Raw genomic sequence first — 21730 nt, forward strand, 5'->3', positions numbered from 1 at the left:
CTACGCTACGCGCGCCGAGCCGGTGCCCCGCCGATGCCGAGAGGTAGCTCTCGCCCTTCCTCAGCGGACGCTGCGCGCGAACTGCCGGGCCGCCCACACCACGGCGGCGGCGGCGAGGAACGCGATGATGCCCAGCCCCTGCCAGACCCGGTCGTTGCCGAGGTCGCCGTCGAACAGCGCGCGGGTGCCCTCGACCGCCCAGGAGAACGGGTTCCACCGGGCCACGCCCTGGAGCCAGCCGGGGGCGAAGGTGAGTGGCAGCAGGATGCCGGAGAGCAGCAGCACCGGCTGCGCGACGGTGTTCATGAGCGGGGCCAACGCGTCCTCGCTCTTGACCTTGAGGGCGACGCCGTAGGAGGCGGCCGAGGTCATCAGCGCGATGAGCGCGAGCAGCAGGTAGGCCAGCAGCAGGTAGCCGAGGAAGACCCGCAGGTCGAACAGGAGCGCCAGCAGGGTGATGATGACGGCCTGCACGAGCAGCGAGACCACGTCGCGCAGTGAACGGCCGAGCAGCAGGGCGAGCCGGCTGACCGGGGTGACCCGGGAGCGTTCGATCACCCCGGCGCGCAACTCGGCGATCAGGCCGAAGCCCTGGAACAGTCCGCCGAAGATGGCCAGCAGCACCAGCAGGCCGGGCACGAAGATCTTGTACGCGGCGGCCTGCGTCGGCGCGTTCAGCGCGGGCTTGAGCAGCGGGGCGAACAGCAGCAGGTACATGACGGGCTGGAAGACGCCGACGAAGATCCAGACCGGGTTGCGCACGAGCAGCAGCGTCTGGCGCTGGAAGATCAGCCAGGTGTCGCGGGCGAGTTTCATGACAGCTTCTCCGGTGGTCAGGACTCGCGCAGCGAGCGGCCGGTCTTGGTCAGGAAGACGTCGTCGAGGCTGGGGCGGTGCAGTTCGATCGAGCGCAGGCCCACCCCCGCGTGGTCGAGACGGCGCAGCACCTGCGGGATGGCGGTGGCGCCCTCGTCGACGTAGAGGCGCAGGCCGCCCTCGTCGACGGTCTCCAGCTTGCTGACGTACGCCTCGGTGTCGAGCAGTTCGGCGGCCTGCGGGGTGCTCGCGGTGTCCAGGCCGACGAGCAGCACCTCGCCGGAGATCTCCCGCTTCAGGTCGGCCGGCGTGCCCTCGGCGACCAAATCGCCGTGGTCCATGATCGCGATGCGGTCGCAGAGTGCGTCCGCCTCGTCCAGGTAGTGCGTGGTGATGAAGACGGTCATGCCTTCGGCCCGGAGCCGGCGGATCTCGTCCCACATGTGCGCGCGGCTCTGCGGGTCGAGGCCGGCGGTCGGCTCGTCCAGGAAGACGATCTTCGGCTCGTGGATGATGCCGAGTGCGATCTCCACCCGCCGGCGTTGACCGCCGGAGTAGGTCTTGCACTTGCGGTCGGCGTACTCGCTGAGCTCGAAGGCGTCCAATGCGCGGGCGGCGCGCCGGTGCGCGTCGGTCTTGGAGATGCCGTAGAGGCGGGCGTGGAGCACCAGTTCCTCGCGGGCGGTGGACTCGTCCCAGGTGCTGCCGCCCTGGGCGACGTAACCGATGCGGCGGCGCACCTCGGCCGGGTCCTTGCGCAGGTCGGCCCCGGCGATGGTGGCCTGGCCGCCGTCCGGCTCGATGAGGGTGGCGAGCATCCGCAGGGTGGTGGTCTTGCCGGCGCCGTTGGGCCCGAGGAACCCGAAGATCTCCCCCTGGGCGACGTCGAGGTCGACGCCGCGTACCGCGTCCACGGTCTTCGTCTGGCGACCGGCGCGGGAGCGGTACGACTTCCGCAGCCCCCTGGTCTCGATCATGTCTGCTCCTGGTCGTCCGGGCGGGCCTGACCGGCCGCCGATCGTCCGCGAGGAGACGCAGTCCTCCCCGCGATTGCGCTGACGGTATCGCGATATAGCTTCTATGGTCAACGTTGATTATTCCGTGTCACCCACGTCGGTCGACCCCCCGCCCGGCCGGACGTCGTCCCGCTCCATCCCCGCGGGCAGGTACGACACCCCGGACTCGATCCGGTCCGCGATCCGCTCGCACCAGTGCATCTCCGCCTCGGCCCGGCCCAGCCACAGCTCGAACATCCACCCGACGTGCACCGGCCTGCGGTTGCGCACCCAGTCCGAGTCGAGCGAGGCGCGCATCGACTCCACCCCGGCGCGGAGCAGGTTCGCCCGGTTCCGCAGGGCCGCGGCGGCCTCCTCGCGCGGCATCGCCGGCAGGAAGGAGAACGCCGCCGTGAACGGGTCCGGCGACTCGTTGACCTGCCACCACTGCGCCCGCAGCAGGGTCTCGAACTCGTCCTCCCCCTTCGCCGTCACCTCGTAGGTGGTGCGGGCCGGGCGCGCGCCCACCTGCTCGACCGAGACGGTCCGCAGCAGCCCCTCCTCGGTGAGCTTGCGCAACGCGTGGTAGATCGACCCAGGCTGCACGTTGGCCCACTTGTCCGCGCTCCAGCTCAACAGCTCACGGCGCACGTCGTAGCCGTGCACCGGCTGCATCCACCTGACCAGACCGAGAATCATCATCCGCGTCGCTGACACCGGGCAAGCGTAATAACCAAGTTTGACTACAGTGCGGCATCCCACACTGAGCGATCGTTAGGCCGCCCAGCTCGGCCGATACACTCCCGGCAACGACCTCCCGGGAGGAGCCACCAAGGTGCGCAAGGTTCTCATCGCCAACCGCGGCGAGATCGCCGTCCGCGTCATCCGCGCCTGCCGCGACGCCGGCCTGGCCAGCGTCGCCGTCTACGCGGACTCCGACCGGGACGCCCTGCACGCCACCCTGGCCGACGAGGCGTACGCCCTGGGCGGGGACACCGCCGCCGACAGCTACCTGCGCATCGACAAGCTGATCGACGTCGCGTCCCGCGCCGGCGCCGACGCGGTGCACCCCGGCTACGGGTTCCTCTCCGAGAACGCCGACTTCGCCCAGGCCGTCCTCGACGCCGGGCTGACCTGGATCGGCCCCACCCCGCAGGCGATCCGTGACCTGGGCGACAAGGTCACCGCCCGGCACATCGCGCAGCGGGCCGGCGCGCCGCTGGTCCCCGGCACCCCGGACCCGGTGGCCGACGCGGGCGAGGTGACGGCGTTCGCCGCCGACCACGGCCTGCCGGTGGCCATCAAGGCGGCCTTCGGCGGCGGCGGGCGCGGCCTCAAGGTCGCCCGCACCATGGAGGAGATCCCGCACCTGTTCGAGTCGGCCACCCGGGAGGCGGTCGCCGCGTTCGGCCGGGGCGAGTGCTTCGTGGAGCGCTACCTCGACAAGCCCCGCCACGTCGAGGCACAGGTACTGGCCGACCAGCACGGCAACGTCATCGTCGTCGGCACCCGGGACTGCTCGTTGCAGCGCCGCCACCAGAAGCTGGTCGAGGAGGCGCCCGCGCCGTTCCTCACCGACGCCCAGCGCGCCCAGATCCACGACAGCGCCAAGGCCATCTGCCGGGAGGCCGGCTACCACGGCGCCGGCACGGTGGAATACCTGGTCGGCGCGGACGGCACCATCTCGTTCCTGGAGGTCAACACGCGCCTCCAGGTCGAGCACCCGGTGACCGAGGAGACCGCCGGCATCGACCTGGTCCGCGAGCAGTTCCGCATCGCCGACGGAGAGAAGCTGCGCTTCACCGAGGACCCGACTCCGCGCGGGCACGCCATCGAGTTCCGCATCAACGGCGAGGACCCGGGCCGCAATTTCCTGCCCGCCCCGGGCACCGTCACCGCCCTTCGCCTGCCCTCCGGTCCCGGCGTCCGGGTGGACACCGGCATCTCGGCCGGCGACGTGATCGGCGGCAACTTCGACTCGCTGCTCGCCAAGGTGATCATCGTCGGTGAGACGCGTGCCGAGGCGCTGGAGCGGGCCCGTCGGGCGCTCGACGAGATGGTGGTCGAGGGCATGGCCACCGCGCTGCCCTTCCACCGCCTGGTGATCCGGGACGAGGCGTTCACCGCAGAGCCGTTCACCGTGCACACCCGGTGGATCGAGACCGGGTGGGACAACACCGTGCCGGCGTTCGCCGCCCCCGCGGTCGCCACCGACGCCCCGGCCGAACGCGAGACCGTCGTGGTCGAGGTGGGCGGCAAGCGGCTGGAGGTGGTCCTCCCGGCCGGCCTCGGCGCGGGTACGGCGGCTGCCGCGCCCGCCGCGAAGAAGCCCGCCCGGCGGGGCGGCGGGGGCAAGGCGGGCGCCGCGGTCAGCGGCGACGCGCTCGCCTCCCCGATGCAGGGCACCATCGTGAAGATCGCCGTGGCCGACGGCGACGAGGTCGCCGAGGGTGACCTCGTCGTGGTGCTGGAGGCGATGAAGATGGAGCAGCCGCTACACGCGCACAAGGCCGGCACGGTCAGCGGGCTGGCCGCCGAGGTCGGCGCGGTGATCACCGCCGGTGCCGCGATCTGCACCATCGCCTGACGCGTAAGGAAGGGCCCCTTCTTAACGCCTGCGGTAGAGGAAGGGCCCCTTCCTGACCCGCGCGGGCCGGGTGGTGCTGACCACCACCGGCGGCGGGAGTGCCGCCGGGCGGGAATGATGGCCGGGTGCGGTTTCTTCACGGCGCGGTCCCCGCGCACGACCTGACCTACAACGACGTCTTCATGGCGCCCAACCGGTCCGAGGTGGGCTCCCGGCTCGACGTCGACCTGTCCACCACCGACGGCACCGGCACGACCATCCCGCTCGTGGTGTCCAACATGACCGCGGTCGCCGGCCGGCGGATGGCCGAGACGGTGGCGCGACGCGGCGCGATCGCGGTGATCCCGCAGGACATCCCGATCGAGGTCGTCGCCACCGTGGTCGGCTGGGTTAAGCAGCGGCACCTGGTGCACGACACCGCGATCACCCTCGGCCCCACCGACACCGTCGGCGACGCCATCCACCTGCTGCCCAAGCGCTCGCACGGCGCGGTGGTCGTCGTCGACGCCGACGGCCGGCCGATGGGTGTGGTGACCGAGGCGGACACCGTCGAGGTGGACCGCTTCGCCCAGGTCCGGCACGTCATGTCGACCGAGTTGCACACGGTGCCCGCGGACGCGGACCCGCGTACCGGATTCGACCGGCTGTCGGCGGGCCGGCGCCGGCTGGCGCCTGTGGTGGACGGCGCGGGCCGCCTGGTCGGGGTGCTGACCCGGCCGGGCGCACTGCGCGCCACGCTCTACAAGCCGGCCGTGGACGACCGGGGTCGGCTGCGGGTGGCCGCCGCGGTGGGCATCAACGGCGACGTCACCGGGAAGGCCGCCGCCCTGCTGGAGGCTGGGGTGGACACGCTTGTGGTGGACACCGCGCACGGGCATCAGGAGCGGATGATGCAGGCGCTGCGGGCGGTGCGCCGGCTCGACCCGCCGGTCCCGGTGGCGGCCGGGAACGTGGTCACCGCGGAGGGCGTACGCGATCTGGTCGAGGCGGGCGCGGACATCGTGAAGGTCGGCGTCGGGCCCGGCGCGATGTGCACCACCCGGATGATGACCGGGGTGGGCCGCCCGCAGTTCTCCGCGGTGCTCGACTGCTCGGCGGCGGCCCGCTCGCTGGGCCGCCACGTCTGGGCCGACGGCGGTGTGCGGCACCCGCGGGACGTGGCGTTGGCGCTGGCCGCGGGCGCCTCCAACGTGATGATCGGCTCCTGGTTCGCCGGCACCTACGAGTCCCCAGGCGACCTCTACACCGATGCCGACGGGCGGCGTTACAAGGAAAGCTTCGGCATGGCCTCGTCGCGCGCGGTGAGCGCCCGTACGGCCGAGGACAGCGCGTTCGACCGCGCCCGGAAGGCGATCTTCGAGGAGGGCATCTCCTCGGCCCGGATGTACCTCGACCCGAACCGTCCCGGCGTCGAGGACCTGATCGACGAGATCATCTCCGGGGTGCGCAGCGCGTTCACCTACGCGGGCGCGCGCACCCTCGACGAGTTCCACGAGCGGGCGCTCGTCGGTGTGCAGAGCGCGGCCGGCTACACCGAGGGGATGCCGCTGCCGACGAGTTGGTGATCCCGGCCGGGCCCCGCGCGCCTGGCAGCGGCGGGGCCGACCGGATCAGCTCCGGGCGGGCGTCGCCTCGGCCGGTGGCGCGTCCCCGGTCTCCTCGGCGCGCACCGTCGGCAGGCGCAGGCAGGCCACCAGACCGAGGAGCAGGAAACCGGCCCCGGCGAAGGCCGCGTACCGGGTCGCGTCGGAGAACGCCTGCTTCGCCTCCTCGGCGAGCGGCGCGGTCCGGGGGTCCGCCTCCAGCCCGGTGATCGCCGCGCCCGCACTCTCCTTGACCGCGGTCACCACCTGGTCGCGCTGCTCCGGGCTGACGCCGGGCTGGTCGGCCAGGCGGCCGCCGAGCAGGCCGCCGAGGCCGGCGAAGAGGACGGTGCCGAGCACCGCGATGCCGAGCGCGGAGCCGACCTGCCGGGCGGTGCTCTGCAGACCCGAGCCCTGCCCGCTGAGCCGTACCGGCACCTCGGACAGGGAGACGCCGGTGAGCTGGGCGGTGGCCAGGCCGACCCCGACGCCGTAGACGAACAGGAAGCCCAGCGGCGCCCACCAGCGGGTGTCCGGCGCGACCACGAAGCCGAGCCCGGCCACGCCGACCAGCTCGGCGGCGACGCCGAGCTGGACCACCCGCGCCGCGCCCCAGCGTTGGGTCAGCGGCGCGCCGATGCCGCTGGCCAGGAAGCTGCCGACGGCGAGCGGCAGCAGCGCCAGGCCGGTCCGGAAGGCGCTGTAGCCCAGTACGTTCTGGAACCACAGGGGCAGCGCGAAGAGCAGGCCGAACTCGCCCAGGCTGACGATCGCGGCGGCCAGGATGCCGTTGCGGAACGAGCCGATGCCGAACAGCGACAGGTCGAGCAGCGCGGTCCGGCCGGCCCGGTTGCGGCGGACCTGATGGGCCAGGAAGGCGCCGAGCGCGACGAGTCCCAGGAGCGCGGCCACCGGCACCGGCGAGATGCTCGCGGTCCAGTCCAGGCCGAACAGGCTGAACGGCCGTTCCCGCTCCCACCAGCCGTAGGTGCGACCTTCGATCAGCGCGAAGACCACCCCGGTCATGCCGACCACGGAGAGCAACGCGCCGATCAGGTCGACACCGCGGTCGGCCCGGTCGTCGCGGGACTCGCCGACCAGGAGCAGGGTCGCCCCGATCACGGCCAGGCTGACCGGCACGTTGATGCCGAACGCCCACCGCCAGGAGTACGTGGTGGTGAGCCAGCCGCCGAGCAGCGGCCCGAGCGCGGCCGCGCCACCGATCGTGGAGCCCCAGACGGCGAACGCGATGCCCTTCTCCCGCCCGGTGAAGTTGGCGTTGAGCAGGGACAGCGACGTGGGCAGCATCATCGCTCCGCCGATCCCCTGGAGGACCCGGGAGGCGATGAGCGTCTCGCCCGAGCCGGCGAGCGCCGCCAGCACGCTTGCCACCGCGAAGACGACGACACCGACGAGGAACATCCGACGCCGCCCGGACCGGTCCGCGAAACGGCCGGCGACAAGCAGCAACGCCGCGAAGACCAGGGTGTACGCCTCCTGCACCCACTGGGCGTCGGCGGAGGTGATGTCCAGGTCCCGGATGATCTGCGGAACCGCGACGTTCACGATCGTCGCATCGACGATGATCATCGCCACACCGAGGCTGAGGGCCAGCAGCCCGAGCCAGCGCCCCCGTCCGTCGCCGCGCATTGCGCCTCCCCGTTTAGCTAGATTTTCTAGCTACTCGATATGCTAGCTTTATCTCATGGAACGGGCGCCGTCAACTGGAGACGCCTCGCCGGGCGCGCCGCCGCGCAGCGACGCCTCCAGGGCGCTGCGCGAGGTGCTGCGGACCGCCGGGGACACCCGCGCGGCGCTGGCCCGCCGGCTCGGCCTGGGGCCCACCGACGCCGCGGCCATCGACCATCTGATTTCCAGCCCCGAACCGTTGGGCCCGGTCGAGCTCGGCAACCGGCTCGGCATCCGGTCCGCCTCGGCCACCACACTCGTGGACCGGTTGGTGCAGGCGGGGCACGTCGCCCGCACCCCGCACCCGCACGACAGGCGGCGACTCAGCCTCCAGGTGACCGAGAGCGCGGTCGGCGAGGTGCTGGAGGCGCTGCGCCCGATGCTTGTCGGCGTCGACCGGGCGGTCTCCCGGCTCACCCCCGAGCAGGCCGAGGCCACCGCCGCATTCCTGCGCGAGGTCGCCGAGGTGATGCGGGAGTACGTCGCCACCGCGCCGGAGGAACCACCGCGCAGTCGCGGCTGAGGGGTTCCTCAGAAATCGTTTGGGGCCTGATGGTTCCGGAGCTAACCTGATGCCCGTGAATCCCGGCCCGCTCGTCCCCTTCCCCGAGGCGCTGCGCCACGCGCCCCTCGGCCGACTGCTGTCCATCGCCGGCCACGTGGTCGAACAGCACTGGGGGCGCTACCTGGCCGAGCATCACGGCCTCACCCCCGCCGGCATGCGGGTGCTGATGGTCCTGCTGCACGCCGGCGACGCCACCCACCGGGAGATGGCCGGATGGTGCTTCGTCCGGCCGGCGACCCTCACCGGCATCGTCGACACCCTGGAACGCGACGGCTTCGTCAGCCGGCGTCGCGATCCGGACGACCGCCGCACGGTCCGGCTCACCCTGACCGACAAGGGCACCGAGAACGCCCGCGCGATCATCGACATGATCCACAGCGACCGGCCGCTGACGTCGGTCGACGCCGACCCGGCCAAACGGGCGGTGATCCAGGAGTTCCTGATCGACATCATCACCGGCATGTCCGACGGAGACCTCCGTCGGTTGAACCGGGACAGCGAGTCCGACACCGAGCCGCCGACGGGGAGCCAACCGTGTTGATCCGCCTGCTCCGCAGCCACCTCCGCCCGTACCGATCACCGCTGGCCGCCGTCGTGGCCTTCCAGTTCGTCGGCACCATCGCCGCGCTCTACCTGCCCAGCCTCAACGCCGACATCATCGACCGCGGCGTCGCCCGCGGCGACACCGACCAGATCCTGCGTACGGGTGGCTGGATGCTGCTGGTCAGCCTGCTCCAGATCGCCTGCTCGATCGCCGCCGTCTACTTCGGCGCGAGGACCGCGATGGCCTTCGGCCGGGACGTGCGGGGCGGCATCTTCCGGCGGGTCAACAGCTTCTCCGCCCGCGAGGTCGCCCGGTTCGGCGCACCGTCGCTGATCACCCGCAACACGAACGACGTCCAGCAGGTGCAGATGCTGGTGCTGCTCAGCTGCACGATGCTCGTCGCCGCGCCGATCATGAGCGTCGGCGGCGTGGTGATGGCGCTGCGCGAGGACGTCGGGCTCTCCTGGCTGATGCTTGTCTGCGTACCGGTGCTGGCCGTCGCGCTTGGCCTGATCATCCGCCGGATGGTGCCCGGCTTCCGGCTCATGCAGACCCGGATCGACACCGTCAACCGGGTCCTGCGCGAGCAGATCACCGGCATCCGGGTGGTTCGCGCCTTCGTCCGCGAGCCGTACGAGGCGGACCGCTTCCGGGTGGCGAACACCGACCTGACCGCGACCGCACTGCGGATCGGCCGGCTCCAGGCGTTGATCTTCCCGCTGGTGATGCTGGTACTCAACGTCTCCAGCGTCGCGGTGCTCTGGTTCGGTGCGGCGCGGGTCGACTCCGGCGAGATCCAGGTCGGCGCGCTCACCGCGTTCCTGCAATACCTGATGCAGATCCTGATGGCGGTCATGATGGCCACCTTCATGTTGATGATGGTGCCCCGGGCGGCGGTCTGCGCCGAACGCATCCAGGAGGTGCTGGACACCGACTCCTCGGTGGTGCCGGCGGCCGACCCGGTGACCGAGGTCTCCGGGCACGGCGAGCTGGAACTGCGCGGCGCCGGCTTCCAGTACCCGGGAGCCAACGCCCCGGTGCTGCACGACATCTCGTTCCGCGCCCGCCCGGGCCGGACCACCGCGATCATCGGCTCCACCGGTGCCGGCAAGACCACCCTGCTCACGCTGATCCCCCGGTTGGTGGACCCGACCGCCGGGGCGGTCCTGGTCGACGGCGTGAACGTACGCGATCTGGCCCCGGAGGAGTTGTGGCGGCGGATCGGGCTGGTGCCGCAACGGCCGTACCTGTTCAGCGGCACGGTGGCGAGCAACCTGCGCTACGGCAACCCGGACGCCACCGACGCCGAGCTGTGGACGGCCCTGGAGATCGCCCAGGCGCGTGACTTCGTCGCCGAGATGCCCGGGGGGCTGGAGGCGCCGATCGCGCAGGGTGGGACGAACGTCTCCGGCGGGCAGCGGCAACGACTCGCCATCGCCCGTGCGCTGGTCCGCCAGCCGGAGATCTACCTCTTCGACGACTCCTTCTCCGCGCTCGACCTCGGCACGGACGCCCGACTGCGGGCCGCCCTCAAGCCGGTCACCGCGGACGCGGCGGTGGTGATCGTCGCACAGCGCGTCTCCACGATCATCGACGCCGACCAGATCATCGTGCTCGAGGACGGGGGTGTCGTCGGCATGGGACGACACGAGGAACTGCTGGCGGACTGTCCCACGTACGCCGAGATCGTCGCGTCGCAGCAGACGGCGGAGGTGACCGCGTGAGCGCGAGGAGTGAGCCGGGGTTGCGAGCCCCGCAGTCGCGAACGAACGGGGGACGAGCGTGAGCGCGAGGAGTGAGCCGGGGTTGCGAGCCCCGCAGTCGCCGGCCGAGGGGGGCGGCGTGGGCGCGTCGGTCCCGGAGCAGAAGAGCGAGGAGCCGCAGCGGCTGCCTCCGCCGGGGCGCCGACCCGGGGGCGGTCCGCCGCACATGGGCATGGGCATGCCGGCGGAGAAGGCGATGACCTTCGGGCCGTCGGCGCGCCGGCTGCTGGGGCGGCTGCGGCCGCACCGGACGCAGCTCGGCGGTGTGCTGGCGCTGGCGCTGGCCAGCGTGGGGCTCAGCGTCGTCGGGCCGAAGGTGCTCGGCCACGCCACCGATCTGATCTTCACCGGGGTGATCGGGCGGCAACTGCCGGCGGGCACCAGCGCCGAGGCGGCGGTGGCGGCGGCCCGCGCCTCGGGCAACGGCAACTTCGCGGACATGCTGGCCCGGATGGACGTGGTGCCCGGGGTCGGCATCGACTTCGCCGCGCTGGGCCGGGTGCTGGCGTTCGCGGTGGCGCTCTACGTCGGCGCCAGCCTGCTGATGTGGGCGCAGGGCTGGGTGCTCAACGGGGTGGTGCAGCGCACCGTGCTGACGTTGCGCGCCGACGTGGAGGACAAGCTGAACCGGCTGCCCCTGCCCTACTTCGACAAGCAGCCCCGGGGCGAGCTGCTGAGCCGGGTCACCAACGACATCGACAACGTGTCGCAGACGCTCCAGCAGACGCTCAGTCAGCTGCTCACCTCGCTGCTCACCGTCGTCGGCGTACTCGGGATGATGTTCTGGATCTCGCCGCTGCTGGCGCTCGTGGCCCTGGTCGCGGTGCCGCTGTCGGTGGTGGTGACCACCCAGATCGCCAAGCGGTCGCAGGGCAGGTTCATCGCCCAGTGGAAGCACACCGGCGAGCTGAACGGCCAGATCGAGGAGGCGTACACCGGGCACGAGCTGGTCAAGGTCTTCGGCCGGCAGAAGGAGGTCGAGGCCGCCTTCCACGCCAAGAACGAGGAGCTGTACCGGGCCAGCTTCGGGGCGCAGTTCGTCTCCGGGCTGATCATGCCGGCGATGTTCTTCATCGGGAACCTCAGCTACGTCGCCATCGCGGTGGTCGGCGGCCTGCGGGTGGCTTCCGGTTCGATGAGCCTCGGTGACGTGCAGGCGTTCATCCAGTACTCGCGGCAGTTCACCCAACCGCTCACCCAGGTCGCGTCCATGGCCAACCTGTTGCAGTCCGGCGTGGCCTCCGCCGAGCGGGTCTTCGCCGTGCTCGACGCCGGCGAGCAGAGCCCCGACCCGGCCGAGCCGGCCCGGATCACCGACCCGCACGGGCGGGTCGAGTTCGCGCACGTCTCCTTCCGGTACGACCCGGACAAGCCGCTGATCGACGACCTGTCCCTGGTCGCCGAGCCGGGCCACACGGTGGCCATCGTCGGGCCCACCGGTGCCGGCAAGACCACCCTGGTCAACCTGGTGATGCGGTTCTACGAGCTGGACGCCGGGCGGATCACCCTGGACGGGGTGGACATCGCCACGATGCGCCGCGACGACCTGCGCGGCCGGATCGGCATGGTGCTCCAGGACACCTGGCTGTTCGGCGGCACCATCCGGGCCAACATCGCCTACGGACGGCCGGACGCCTCCGAGGAGGAGATCCTGGCCGCCGCCCGGGCTACCTTCGTGGACCGGTTCGTCCACAGCCTGCCCGACGGCTACGACACGGTCATCGACGAGGAGGGCAGCAACGTCAGCGCCGGGGAGAAGCAGCTGATCACCATCGCCCGGGCGTTCCTCGCCGAGCCCGCGCTGCTGATCCTGGACGAGGCGACCAGCTCGGTGGACACCCGCACCGAGGTGCTGCTCCAGCGGGCGATGGCGGCGTTGCGGTCGGACCGGACCAGCTTCGTCATCGCGCACCGGCTGTCCACCATCCGCGACGCCGACCTGATCCTGATGATGGAGCAGGGCCGCATCGTCGAGCAGGGCACCCACGACCAGCTCGTCGCCGCCGACGGTGCGTACGCCCGGCTGTACCGGGCGCAGTTCACCGGCGCGGTGATCTCCGACGAGATCCCGGCCCCCGGCGGCCCGGCGGCCGGGGCGCGCGCCGGCACACCGGTCGGGAACTGACGTGGCGTCGTCGACGGGTCCGACACCGGGTGCCGCCCGGGTGCCCCGCCGGCACCCGGGCGGGCCCGGATCACCGCGGCGGGAGCAGCCCGGCCGACCGGTTCGCGACCACGTCGTTGATGAGCCCCACCGCCTCGGCGGCGGGCATCGGGGCGAGCACCCGCCCGTCGCGCAGTCGCAACGAGACCGACCCGCCGTCCGCCTCCCGGGCGCCCACCACCCCGACGTACGGGACGCGCCGGCGGGTCGCGTCCCGGACCCGGGCGCCCAGCGAACCGGAGTCGTCCACCTCCACCCGCAGCCCGGCCGCCTCGGCCCGGCGGCACAGCCCGGCGGTCGCCTCGGCCTGGCCGTCGTCGACCGGGAGCAGCAGCAGTTGCACCGGCGCGTACCAGGCGGGGAACGCGCCCTCGTGCACCTCGATGAGGTACGCGAACAGCCGTTCCATGCTGCCCACCAGGCTCCGGTGCACCATCACGGGCCGTTTCCGGCGCCCGTCCGAGTCGGTGTACGACAGGTCGAACCGCTCCGGCTTGTCGAAGTCGACCTGCACGGTGGAGATGGTCGACTCCCGGCCGGCCGGGTCCACGATCTGAATGTCGATCTTCGGGCCGTAGAACGCGGCCTCACCGGGCGCCTCGACGACGTCCACCCCGTCGAGGGCGGCGCGGAGCAGTTCCTCGCCCCGCGCCCAGTCGGCGTCGTCCCCCACGTACCGCCGGCCCGGCCCGCGCAGCGACAGCCGGACCCCGGCCGGGCGGACGCCGAGCGCGGCGTGTGCCTCGCCGATCAGCCGCAGGACCTGCCGGACCTCGTCGCCGACCTGTTCCAGCGCGCAGAAGTTGTGCGCGTCGTTGAGCGAGATGGCCCGCACGCGGGACAGGCCGCCGAGCACCCCGGAACGCTCCGCACGGTACATCCCGCCCAGTTCGGCGACCCGCAGCGGCAGTTCCCGGTAGGAGCGGCCGCGCGACCGGAACACCAGCGCGTGGTGCGGGCACAGCGCCGGGCGGAGCACGAACTCGTCGTCGGCGCTCAGCCGCATCGGTGGGAACATGTCGTCGGCGAAGTAGCCCAGGTGCCCGGAGAGTTCGAACAGCTCCCGTTTGCCCAGCGGCGGCGAGTAGACGTGCCGGTAGCCGGCCCGGCGCTCCACCTCGCGGACGTACTCCTCGACGGCGTGCCGGGCGGCGGCGCCGGCCGGCAGCCAGATCGGCAGTCCGGCGCCCGCGAGCGGGTCGGAGACGAACAGCTCCAGCTCCCGGCCGAGCCTACGGTGGTCGATCATGTCGCTCTCCTCGTTCGGGTACGACCCGGAGGCGAGCAGGACCGGCACGCCGCGAGGCCCCGGAGCGGATCGCCCCGGGGCCTCGTCGACGGAAACGTCAGTGCGGCGCGCCGGGAACACCCGGCGTCGTCGTCATCTCCGCACTGCGCATACCGGCACGGTAGGCGTGCGGGCGGCGACACCGCACCTGGATTTCGGAGAGTGGGTGCGGGTCGCCAGCACGGGACCTGCCGGCGACCCGCCGCGGCCAGAGCATCGGGAACGGGGGATCCGACGACTCCGGGACCGCGTCCCGTCAACGGTACGCCGGGTTTCGTCGATTCGCCGCCCCGCCCCCGCGTGGGCGCACCGGCGACCCGTCACCCCGCACCGAGCTGCCTCGTTGCACCCGAGCGGCCCGCAGGTGTCGCCGGTCACCGCGCGTCGGGGCAGGTCGCGGTGACGAGGGCCGCCACGTCAGGCTCGGTCCGGTCGAACGGAGAACCCCGGCGAGGTGACGGTCGTGGCCCAACTCATCGCTGACGTCGCGTCACCCCTGTGGGCGTACGCGCTACTGATGGCACTGCTGATCGCCGACGCCTTCGTGCCGGTGGTGCCGACCCAGCTCATCATGATCACAAGCGGGGCGCTGACCGTCTACGGCGTGCTCGACCTCCCGCTCACCATCGCGGTCGGCGCGACAGGTGTCTTCCTCGGGGATCTCGCCTGCTATCTGCTCGGCCGCACCACGCCCACCCGCCGGGCGGCCCGGGTCACGTCGCCGGGGCGGGCCCGCCGGGCGGTGACCCGTGTCACCCGCCGGTTGCGTGAACCGGGGCCGCTGGTGATCCTGCTCTGCCGCTTCGTGCCCGGCGGGCGGATGGCGGCCTGCTTCTCCGCCGGGCGCAGCCGCTACCCGTACCGCCTGTTCCTGCCGTACGAGGCGGCGGCGGCCATCGCCTGGGCCGGCTACGGCACGCTCGTGGGACACCTGGGCGGTGCCGCCCTCACCCACTCGCCATGGCGGCTGCTGCTGGTCGGCGGGCTGGCCGCGGCCGGATTCGCGCTCGCCGGGTGGGCGATGACCTGGATCAGCACCCGACAGGGCCGCGACCCGGCCACCGCCGAGGCCCACGTCGACTGAGCACCGCAACGAACAGAAGGAGGCACGGCAGTGAGCGACGGACGACAGGGACCGGAGACGGGGAGCGCGGCCAAGAGGGTCGACCCCACCTGGGACGAGCCGGTTCGGGTGGCGCGGCGGGAGGAGATGCGGGACCAGATGCTGGCCGCCATCGACGACGTCGGGTCGACGGACGATCGACAGGGTTCGGAACCGGGCCGGGGTGACCAGCACGATCGGTGACCGCCACCGCTCGATCTCCGGTGGCGTGGCACCGCGCCGCGTGGCACAACGCCGCGCCGGGGAGTTGACCTCAACCTTCCTTCAGCTCCTAGCGTCCTGGTGAGCCGGGCAGGTGCCCGGCGGACCGAGGAGGCACAGATGATCATGGTGACGGGGGCGACCGGCACGGTCGGCCGGGAGGTCGTGTCGATCCTGACCGCGCGGGGCGAGAAGGTCCGGGCGGTCAGCCGCGACCCGGCCTCCGCCGACCTGCCGCCCGCGGTCGAGGTGGTGGCCGCGGACCTCGCCGACCCGGTGTCGCTGGCCGCCCACCTCGACGGGGTGGAGGCGGTCTTCCTGATCTGGCCGTTCACCGACCCGGCGGTCGCCGGGCCACCGCCGGCGAGGTGGCCCGTACGATCGCCGCCCGGGTACCCCGGATCGTGTACCTCTCCGCTCCCGGCGCCGACTGGCCGGAGACGTTCTGGGGGCTGGTGGAGCGGGCGGTCGAGGCATCCGGCGCGGAGTGGACCTTCCTGCGACCGGTCGGCTTCGCGTCGAACACGCTGATGTGGGCCGAACAGCTCCGCCTCGGCGACGCGGTGCGCTGGCCGTACGGGGCGGCGGCCCGGTCACTGATCCACGAGCGGGACCTGGCCGAGGTGGCCGTGGACACGCTGACCTCCGACGGCCACGCCGGCGCCCGATACCTGCTCAGCGGACCGGAGTCGCTGACCCAGCAGGATCAGGTACACACCATCGGCCGCGTGGTCGGCCGGGAGCTGCACTGGTCGGAGCAGCCGGTGGCGGAGGCCCGCGAGGTCCTCGCCGCGGCCTTTGGCGACTTGGCCTTCGCCGACGCCGCCCTCGCCGGCTGGGCCGCGTTCGTCGACACGCCCGAGCCGGTCACCGACACCGTCGTCCGGCTGACCGGCCGTCCCGCCCGCACGTACGCGCAGTGGGTCGCCGACCACGCCGACGCGTTCCGCTGACCGGCCGGGTCACTCCAGCTCGTGCAGCATGAGCTGCCGGGCGGCCTCGGTGATCGAACCGGACAGGCTCGGGTAGATCGTGATGGTGTGGGCCAGCTCGTTCACGGTGAGGTTGTTCTCCACCGCCATGGTGATCGGCAGGATCAGCTCGCTCGCCTTGGGCGCCACCACCACGCCGCCGACCACCTGGCCGCTCGCCGGCCGGCAGAACAGCTTGATGAAGCCGTCGGCCAGGTCGTCCATCTTCGCCCGGGCGTTGCCGGACAACGGCAGCATCACCTGGCGGGCCGGGGTCTTGCCGGCGTCCACCTCGTCCTGCGAGACGCCGACAGTGGCCAGCTCCGGGTCGGTGAAGACGTTTGCCGACACGGTACGCAGCCGCAGCGGGCGCACCGCCTCGCCCAGCGCGTGCCACATGGCGATCCGCCCCTGCATGGCCGCGACGCTGGCCAGCGGCAGCACGCCGGTGCAGTCGCCGGCCGCGTAGATGCCCGGGACGTTGGTGCGGGAGACCCGGTCGACCGTGACGTAACCGCCCCGGGCCAGGTCGACGCCGTACTCGGCCAGGCCCAGGTCGGCGGTGTTCGGGATCGAGCCGACCGCGATCAGCGCGTGCGAGCCGCTGACCTGGCGGCCGTCGGACAGCAGCACCTCCACCCCGTCGCCGGTGCGCCGCACCGCCTCGGCCCGGGAGTTGTTGAGGATGGTCATGCCCCGGCTGCGGAACACCCGCTCGATCGCCATCGCGGCGTCGGCGTCCTCGTGCGGCATCACCCGGTCGCGGCTGGAGACGAGCGTGACCTGGACGCCCATGGCCAGGTAGGCGCTGGCGAACTCGGCGCCGGTGACGCCGGAGCCGACCACGATCAGGTGCTCGGGCAGCTCGGGCAGGTCGTACACCTGACGCCAGGTCAGGATGCGCTCGCCGTCAGGCACGGCGGTGGGGAGCTGGCGCGGGGTCGCGCCGGTGGCGACCAGGACCGTCGACGCGGCGATCGAGTACTCGGGCCCGCCGTCGGCGGGGGTGACGAGCACCCGGTGGGTGTGGCCGAGCGTGTCCTCACCGAGCCGGGCGGTGCCGGAGACGAACTCCACCCCGGCCTTCACCAGCTTGGTGTGGATGTCCGCGGACTGGGCCAGGGCGAGCCGCTTGACCCGCTCGTGCACCGCCCGGGCGTCGACCGTGACCGCTTCCAGGCCGTCGGAGTGCACCCCGAACTCCTCGGTGCCGCGATAGCCGGTGACCACCTCCGAGCTGGCGATGAAGGTCTTGGAGGGTACGCAGTCGGAGAGCACGCAGGCACCGCCGGCGCCCTCCGCCTCGACCACGGTGACCCCGGCATCGAGCTGGGCGGCGACCAGGGCCGCCTCGTAGCCGGCCGGTCCGCCGCCGATGATCACGATCTGGCTCACTGAGCCGTCCTCTCCACGCTCACAGTGACTTTCTTCTCCCCGTCGCGTCCGACACGCTCTGTCGTATTCTCCCCCACCGGTCCGGCGGGCTATCGTCGTCGCCGTGGGTCTCTACGCCGCTTACGGCTCAAACCTGGATCCCGCCCGCATGCGCGCCTACTGCCCGCATTCGCCGATGGTGGGCACCGGCTGGCTGGAGGGTTGGCGGCTCACCTTCGCGGGCGAGGACATCATCGGGTGGGAAGGCTCGGTCAGCACCGTTGTCGAGTCCCCCGGTGACCGGGTCTTCGTGGCCCTCTACGACATCCACCCCTACGACGCCGCGCAGCTCGACGAGATCGAGGGCGTGACCGCCGAGACCTACCGCAAGCTGACCGTCCGCGTCTCGACGCTGGACGGCGACGTGACCGCGTGGGTGTACGTCTTCGACGGCTACGAGGGCGGTCTGCCCACGTCGTGGTACCTGTCGGAGATCGCCAACGCGGCCGAGAAGGCGGGCGCGCCGGACGACTACGTCACCGACCTGCGGTCCCGCCCCACCGGCACCGCGTCCGCATAGCGCGTCTCCCACCCGGACAGTGTGCGCCGCGCGCACCCGCGCGCGCCGGGCGGCCCCGGCCCGGGGGTCCCGGGTCACACCGCCGTGGCGGGCACGCTGCGCTCGTACATGTCGGTCCAGCGCTCCTCCGCCAGCCCGACCGAGCGGTAGAGCGTGACCGGCGCGGTCGGGTTGGCCAGGTCCACGCCCAGCCCGGCCCGGGAGCGGCCCTTCGCCGCGTACACCGAGAAGGCCCGGCGCAGCAGCGCCGCGCCCACCCCCCGCCGCCGGTGGGCGGGCAGCACCGACAGCGTCCGCACCCACCCCGTGCCCTGCTCCACCGCCTGGTCGGAGGACTGCAACGCGCCGGCCGGCTCGCCGTCGACCTCGGCGAGGAACCACTCGTCCCAGACCTTGCCGTACGACGGGAGCAGCTCCCGCCACCTGTCGAAGTCGAGCGGATCGTGGTCGAGCGTGTCCCGGAACGCCGTGTCGTGGATGCGGTGGAACAGCCGCAGGTCCTGCTCGTCGTCGGCGTGCAACGCCCGGACCGTCACGCCGGGCGGGGGCGGCGGCTCGGCGGGCAGGTCGTCCAGCGGCCGGCTCATCCGGATGTAGCGCTTGACCCGGGTGAACCCGGCCGCCACCAGCTCGCCCGCCCACCGGGTCTCCGGCGCGTACGCCCCGGTGCGGGCGGTCAGCGCGGGCAGGCCACGCTCGGCGGCCCGTTCGGCCACCCGGTCCAGCAGCCGGGCCAGCAGTGGGGCGCGCAGGTCGGCGCCGCGGTCGGGGTCGACGAGGACGTCCACCCACTCCCGGCCCACCCCGCTCGGGTTGGCCAGGATCGACCAGGCCACCGCCTCGCCGTCCGGGTCGGTCACCAGCCAGGAGTCGCGGGCCGGGTCGACGAACGGGGCGGTCAGCGCGGACCGTACGTCCTCCTCGTCGAAGTCGGGGTAGCCGATGGCGAACCTGTCGGCGGCGTGCACCACCGCCAGGATCGCGGGCACGTCGTCGACGGTGGGGCGGCGGGCGGTCCACCCGACGGGGAGCGTCACGCCGCCGATCCTGGCAGCCGGACCGGTGACCCGCCTCCCATTTATCCGCCGCGGGCCCGCGGCCGGGCGGCGCCGAGCAGACCGAGCATCTCCGCACCCTCGGCCGCGTCGAGGGCGCGGAACGCCGGGGACGCCAACCGGTCGGTCACCGCCTCGGCCCAGAGCCGGCGTCGCACCAACGGCCCGACCGGCGGGTACGGGGGCGCCCAGCCGCAGGCGGCCGCGCCCGCCTCCCCTTCCGGCCCGGCCAGCACCGCCTCCAGCGGTGTCAGCCCGGCGGCCCGCACCGCCAGCAGGTACGCCCCGGCGAAGTGCTCACGCAGCAGCAGCAACGCGACCGCCGCGCCGGCCGCCGGGGACGGATCGGGCACCGGCATGGCCCGCCAGGCGGCGAACAGCGGCATCCCACTGCCGTCCGCGGCGTCGACCGCCCGGCCGAGCAGCGCGGCGAGCCGCGACGACTCGGCCGTCTCGCCCAACCGGGCGACGCCCCACCGGCAGCACTCGGCCAGGTTGGCGGCGGCGATCTCACGGGGCGCGACGGTCCGCGCCGCCGCGTCCCAGCCGTCGGCGACCGCCTCCGGCGCGATGAAGCCGAGCGCCGCGGCGGCCGTCTCGGCGCGTACGTCACCGAGCGCCCCGGCCCGCCCGGCGATGTAGAACGCCCAGCCGGAGATGCCGAGCAGCCGGGCCCGGCGCAGGGTCGACGGGCAGCGGGAGAACGCCTCGCCGAGTTCGAGGACCAGCGGTTTGCACGCGGCGGCGAGCTGTTCCGGGGTCACCGCTGCCCCACCAGGTTCGGACCACCGTGGCCGTTCATCGCGCTCAGTCTGCCCGGTCGTCACCGGACTCGGCATCCCCTTCTTCGGCGTCCAGCGCCTCCCACACGCCCTGCACCTCGCCGGCCCGTCGCCGGGCGGCGGTGACCGCCCGTTCCCCGCCCCGCCGGGCCAGCCGGGCCCGGCTCAGTTCCTGCTCGGCCAGGGCCCGGCGACGTTCCAACTCGGCCAGTTCGGTCTCGATCCGGTCCAGCGTCGCGGCGCCGTCGCGCTCGGCCGTGTCGGCGGCGGCCAGGTCCCGTTCGGCCCGGTCCAGGTCCGTGCGGGCCTTCTCCAGTTCGCGGGCGGCGGTTCGCCGTTGCTTCGCCCGTTCGGCCCGCGCCGCGCGCTCGTCGCGGGCCCGGCGCGCGTCGGCCCGCCCGGTCGCCCGATCCGGTACGCCGGACGCCTCCTCGCTCCCGGTCACCAGCCGCAGTTGGGGGCGGGGCACCTCGCCGAACCCGGCGTAGTGGCTGGCCCGCAGCAGCCGGCCGGCGCCTATCCGCTCGGCCACCTCGGTGTCGGCGAGCGCGGCGTTGAGCGTGGCCTCCACCTCGCCCAGCGGCAGCTTCCCGGGCGGCGGCGCGGCGGGTTCGGCGGCGGCCAGCCGGCGTACCTCCGCCACCAGCGCGGCCACCACCGCACGGCGTTGCGCGGACAGCTCGCGCAGCGTGTCGCCGCGCAGGTCGCGTTGCGCGGCCCGCAGCGAGTCGGCGAGTTGGGCGAGGTCGGCGACCAGTTCGGGCCGGCGGATCGCCAGCAGGTTGACCAGCCAGGCCGCCACCGTGGGCCGGCGCAGCTTGCCGATCTCCCGGGCGGCGCGCGGGTCGCCGGCCTGGCGGGCCTGCGCGACGGCGGCGTCCCGGGCCGCGACGAACCGGTCCGGCGGCGTGGCGTAGAGCCGCCGGGTCACGTCGGCAGGGAGGCCGGGCATGGTCAGACGTCGATCCGGGTGCCCGGCTCCAGGCGGCGGTAGTCGGTCCCGGACAGTGCGGTGTACTGCCGATCCAGCACGCCGAGCCCGTTGTCGTTGAGCAGCCCGTCGTGCAGCGCGTACGCCCGGCGCGGGGCGACCGCGCGGATGAAGTCGAGCACCTCGGAGAACTTCGACCAGGGCGCGTGTATCGGGGCGAACAGCGTGTCGACCGGGACGTCGTCGGGCACGAACAGGGCGTCGCCCGGGTGGTAGAGCACGTCGGCGAAGAGGTAGCCGAGGTTCGGGATCACCGGGATGTCCGGGTGGATGACGGCGTGCTGCCCGCCGTACGTCCGCACCGGCACCCCGGCGGCGGTGAACGACTCGCCGGGTGCGACAGGCACGAGCGTCCCGGCGGCGTCGCCGAGGACCCCGGCGAGCGAGGCCGGACCGTACACCGGCACCGGCCGTCGATGCAGCGCCTGGCCCAGCGCGGGCACGTCCACATGGTCGGGGTGTTCGTGGGTGATCAGCACCGCGTCCGCCCCGTCCAGTGCCGTCGCCGCCGCGCTGAAGACACCCGGGTCGACGACCAGCACCGCCCCGTCGTGCTCCAGCCGCAGGCAGGAGTGGGCGTACTTGGTGACCAGCATCGTGACTCCTCGGCTATCGAATCGTGATCTCCTCAGCGCAGTCTGCCGGAACCGGCGCGACCA

General features: G+C 73.0%; 19 protein-coding genes and 1 pseudogene. 10 read left to right on the forward strand and 10 right to left on the reverse strand.

The features are described 5' to 3' along the window. Window positions 1-60 precede the first annotated feature (60 nt). From ACLQ2X_RS05450 to ACLQ2X_RS05460, 3 genes are all read right to left on the reverse strand, one after another. Window positions 61-816: an ABC transporter permease gene (locus tag ACLQ2X_RS05450; RefSeq protein ID WP_425679822.1), complete on the reverse strand. Its 756-nt coding sequence runs from the start codon at window positions 814-816 to the stop codon at window positions 61-63. A 17-nt stretch (window positions 817-833) separates the two neighbouring features. Continuing rightward, the gene (locus ACLQ2X_RS05455; RefSeq protein ID WP_425679823.1) at window positions 834-1793 is read right to left on the reverse strand and encodes an ATP-binding cassette domain-containing protein; all 960 of its coding nucleotides are present in this window, start codon (window positions 1791-1793) and stop codon (window positions 834-836) included. Window positions 1794-1910: 117 nt separating this feature from the next. After that, the gene (locus ACLQ2X_RS05460; RefSeq protein ID WP_425680019.1) at window positions 1911-2513 is read right to left on the reverse strand and encodes a PadR family transcriptional regulator; all 603 of its coding nucleotides are present in this window, start codon (window positions 2511-2513) and stop codon (window positions 1911-1913) included. A 133-nt stretch (window positions 2514-2646) separates the two neighbouring features. On the opposite strand from ACLQ2X_RS05460, the gene ACLQ2X_RS05465 reads away from it, so the two are divergent. Together ACLQ2X_RS05465 and ACLQ2X_RS05470 are read left to right on the forward strand one after the other, a co-directional pair. Beyond that, entirely contained in the window at window positions 2647-4398 is a 1752-nt protein-coding gene (locus tag ACLQ2X_RS05465; protein WP_425679824.1) for an acetyl/propionyl/methylcrotonyl-CoA carboxylase subunit alpha, read from the forward strand. Window positions 4399-4523: 125 nt separating this feature from the next. Beyond that, the gene (locus tag ACLQ2X_RS05470; protein ID WP_425679825.1) at window positions 4524-5963 is read left to right on the forward strand and encodes a GuaB1 family IMP dehydrogenase-related protein; all 1440 of its coding nucleotides are present in this window, start codon (window positions 4524-4526) and stop codon (window positions 5961-5963) included. A gap of 45 nt (window positions 5964-6008) precedes the next feature. Here ACLQ2X_RS05470 and ACLQ2X_RS05475 read toward each other — a convergent pair whose 3' ends face one another. Continuing rightward, window positions 6009-7631, reverse strand: a complete 1623-nt coding sequence (locus tag ACLQ2X_RS05475) for a DHA2 family efflux MFS transporter permease subunit (RefSeq protein WP_425679826.1) — start codon at window positions 7629-7631, stop codon at window positions 6009-6011. 55 nt (window positions 7632-7686) lie between these two features. Between ACLQ2X_RS05475 and ACLQ2X_RS05480 the strand changes: the two genes are divergently transcribed. The 4 genes from ACLQ2X_RS05480 to ACLQ2X_RS05495 all read left to right on the forward strand — a co-directional run bounded on the left by ACLQ2X_RS05480 (window position 7687) and on the right by ACLQ2X_RS05495 (window position 12667). Then, window positions 7687-8193, forward strand: a complete 507-nt coding sequence (locus ACLQ2X_RS05480; protein ID WP_425679827.1) for a MarR family winged helix-turn-helix transcriptional regulator — start codon at window positions 7687-7689, stop codon at window positions 8191-8193. Between the two features lie 55 nt (window positions 8194-8248). Beyond that, a complete protein-coding gene (locus ACLQ2X_RS05485; RefSeq protein ID WP_425679828.1) occupies window positions 8249-8776 on the forward strand; it encodes a MarR family winged helix-turn-helix transcriptional regulator in 528 nt (175 codons plus the stop codon). Beyond that, window positions 8770-10503, forward strand: coding sequence for an ABC transporter ATP-binding protein (locus tag ACLQ2X_RS05490; RefSeq protein WP_425679829.1), 1734 nt, complete (start codon window positions 8770-8772; stop codon window positions 10501-10503). Before ACLQ2X_RS05485 ends, ACLQ2X_RS05490 begins: the two co-directional genes overlap by 7 nt. Window positions 10504-10708: 205 nt before the next feature. Further along, window positions 10709-12667, forward strand: a complete 1959-nt coding sequence (locus ACLQ2X_RS05495; protein ID WP_425680020.1) for an ABC transporter ATP-binding protein — start codon at window positions 10709-10711, stop codon at window positions 12665-12667. Between the two features lie 70 nt (window positions 12668-12737). Here the strand turns inward: ACLQ2X_RS05495 and thrS are convergent, their stop codons facing one another. Next, window positions 12738-13994, reverse strand: coding sequence for a threonine--tRNA ligase (gene thrS, locus ACLQ2X_RS05500; RefSeq protein WP_425680021.1), 1257 nt, complete (start codon window positions 13992-13994; stop codon window positions 12738-12740). 463 nt (window positions 13995-14457) lie between these two features. On the opposite strand from thrS, the gene ACLQ2X_RS05505 reads away from it, so the two are divergent. The 3 genes and pseudogenes from ACLQ2X_RS05505 (at window position 14458) to ACLQ2X_RS05515 (ending at window position 16271) form a co-directional block, all read left to right on the forward strand. After that, the gene (locus ACLQ2X_RS05505) at window positions 14458-15078 is read left to right on the forward strand and encodes a DedA family protein (RefSeq protein WP_425679830.1); all 621 of its coding nucleotides are present in this window, start codon (window positions 14458-14460) and stop codon (window positions 15076-15078) included. Window positions 15079-15108: 30 nt separating this feature from the next. Further along, the gene (locus ACLQ2X_RS05510; protein WP_425679831.1) at window positions 15109-15300 is read left to right on the forward strand and encodes a hypothetical protein; all 192 of its coding nucleotides are present in this window, start codon (window positions 15109-15111) and stop codon (window positions 15298-15300) included. A gap of 138 nt (window positions 15301-15438) precedes the next feature. Beyond that, window positions 15439-16271: pseudogene (locus ACLQ2X_RS05515) on the forward strand (SDR family oxidoreductase). A gap of 9 nt (window positions 16272-16280) precedes the next feature. Here ACLQ2X_RS05515 and ACLQ2X_RS05520 read toward each other — a convergent pair. Further along, the gene (locus ACLQ2X_RS05520; protein WP_425679832.1) at window positions 16281-17684 is read right to left on the reverse strand and encodes an NAD(P)H-quinone dehydrogenase; all 1404 of its coding nucleotides are present in this window, start codon (window positions 17682-17684) and stop codon (window positions 16281-16283) included. Window positions 17685-17787: 103 nt separating this feature from the next. On the opposite strand from ACLQ2X_RS05520, the gene ACLQ2X_RS05525 reads away from it, so the two are divergent. Further along, window positions 17788-18243, forward strand: coding sequence for a gamma-glutamylcyclotransferase (locus tag ACLQ2X_RS05525; protein ID WP_425679833.1), 456 nt, complete (start codon window positions 17788-17790; stop codon window positions 18241-18243). Between the two features lie 74 nt (window positions 18244-18317). Here the strand turns inward: ACLQ2X_RS05525 and ACLQ2X_RS05530 are convergent, their stop codons facing one another. From ACLQ2X_RS05530 to ACLQ2X_RS05545, 4 genes are read right to left on the reverse strand one after another with little or no spacing between them, the layout of a single operon-like run. Next, window positions 18318-19280: a GNAT family N-acetyltransferase gene (locus ACLQ2X_RS05530; protein ID WP_425679834.1), complete on the reverse strand. Its 963-nt coding sequence runs from the start codon at window positions 19278-19280 to the stop codon at window positions 18318-18320. A gap of 41 nt (window positions 19281-19321) precedes the next feature. Next, on the reverse strand, window positions 19322-20062 hold the full coding sequence (locus ACLQ2X_RS05535) for an SCO6745 family protein (RefSeq protein WP_425679835.1): 741 nt from the start codon (window positions 20060-20062) through the stop codon (window positions 19322-19324). 43 nt (window positions 20063-20105) lie between these two features. After that, window positions 20106-21032 (reverse strand): hypothetical protein, encoded by a 927-nt coding sequence (locus ACLQ2X_RS05540; protein ID WP_425679836.1) that lies wholly within the window; start codon window positions 21030-21032, stop codon window positions 20106-20108. Window positions 21033-21034: 2 nt separating this feature from the next. Further along, on the reverse strand, window positions 21035-21667 hold the full coding sequence (locus tag ACLQ2X_RS05545; RefSeq protein ID WP_425679837.1) for an MBL fold metallo-hydrolase: 633 nt from the start codon (window positions 21665-21667) through the stop codon (window positions 21035-21037). Window positions 21668-21730: the final 63 nt, after the last annotated feature.

The sequence above is a fragment of the Micromonospora sp. DT31 genome (assembly GCF_049841795.1).
Taxonomy (GTDB): Bacteria; Actinomycetota; Actinomycetes; order Mycobacteriales; family Micromonosporaceae; genus Micromonospora.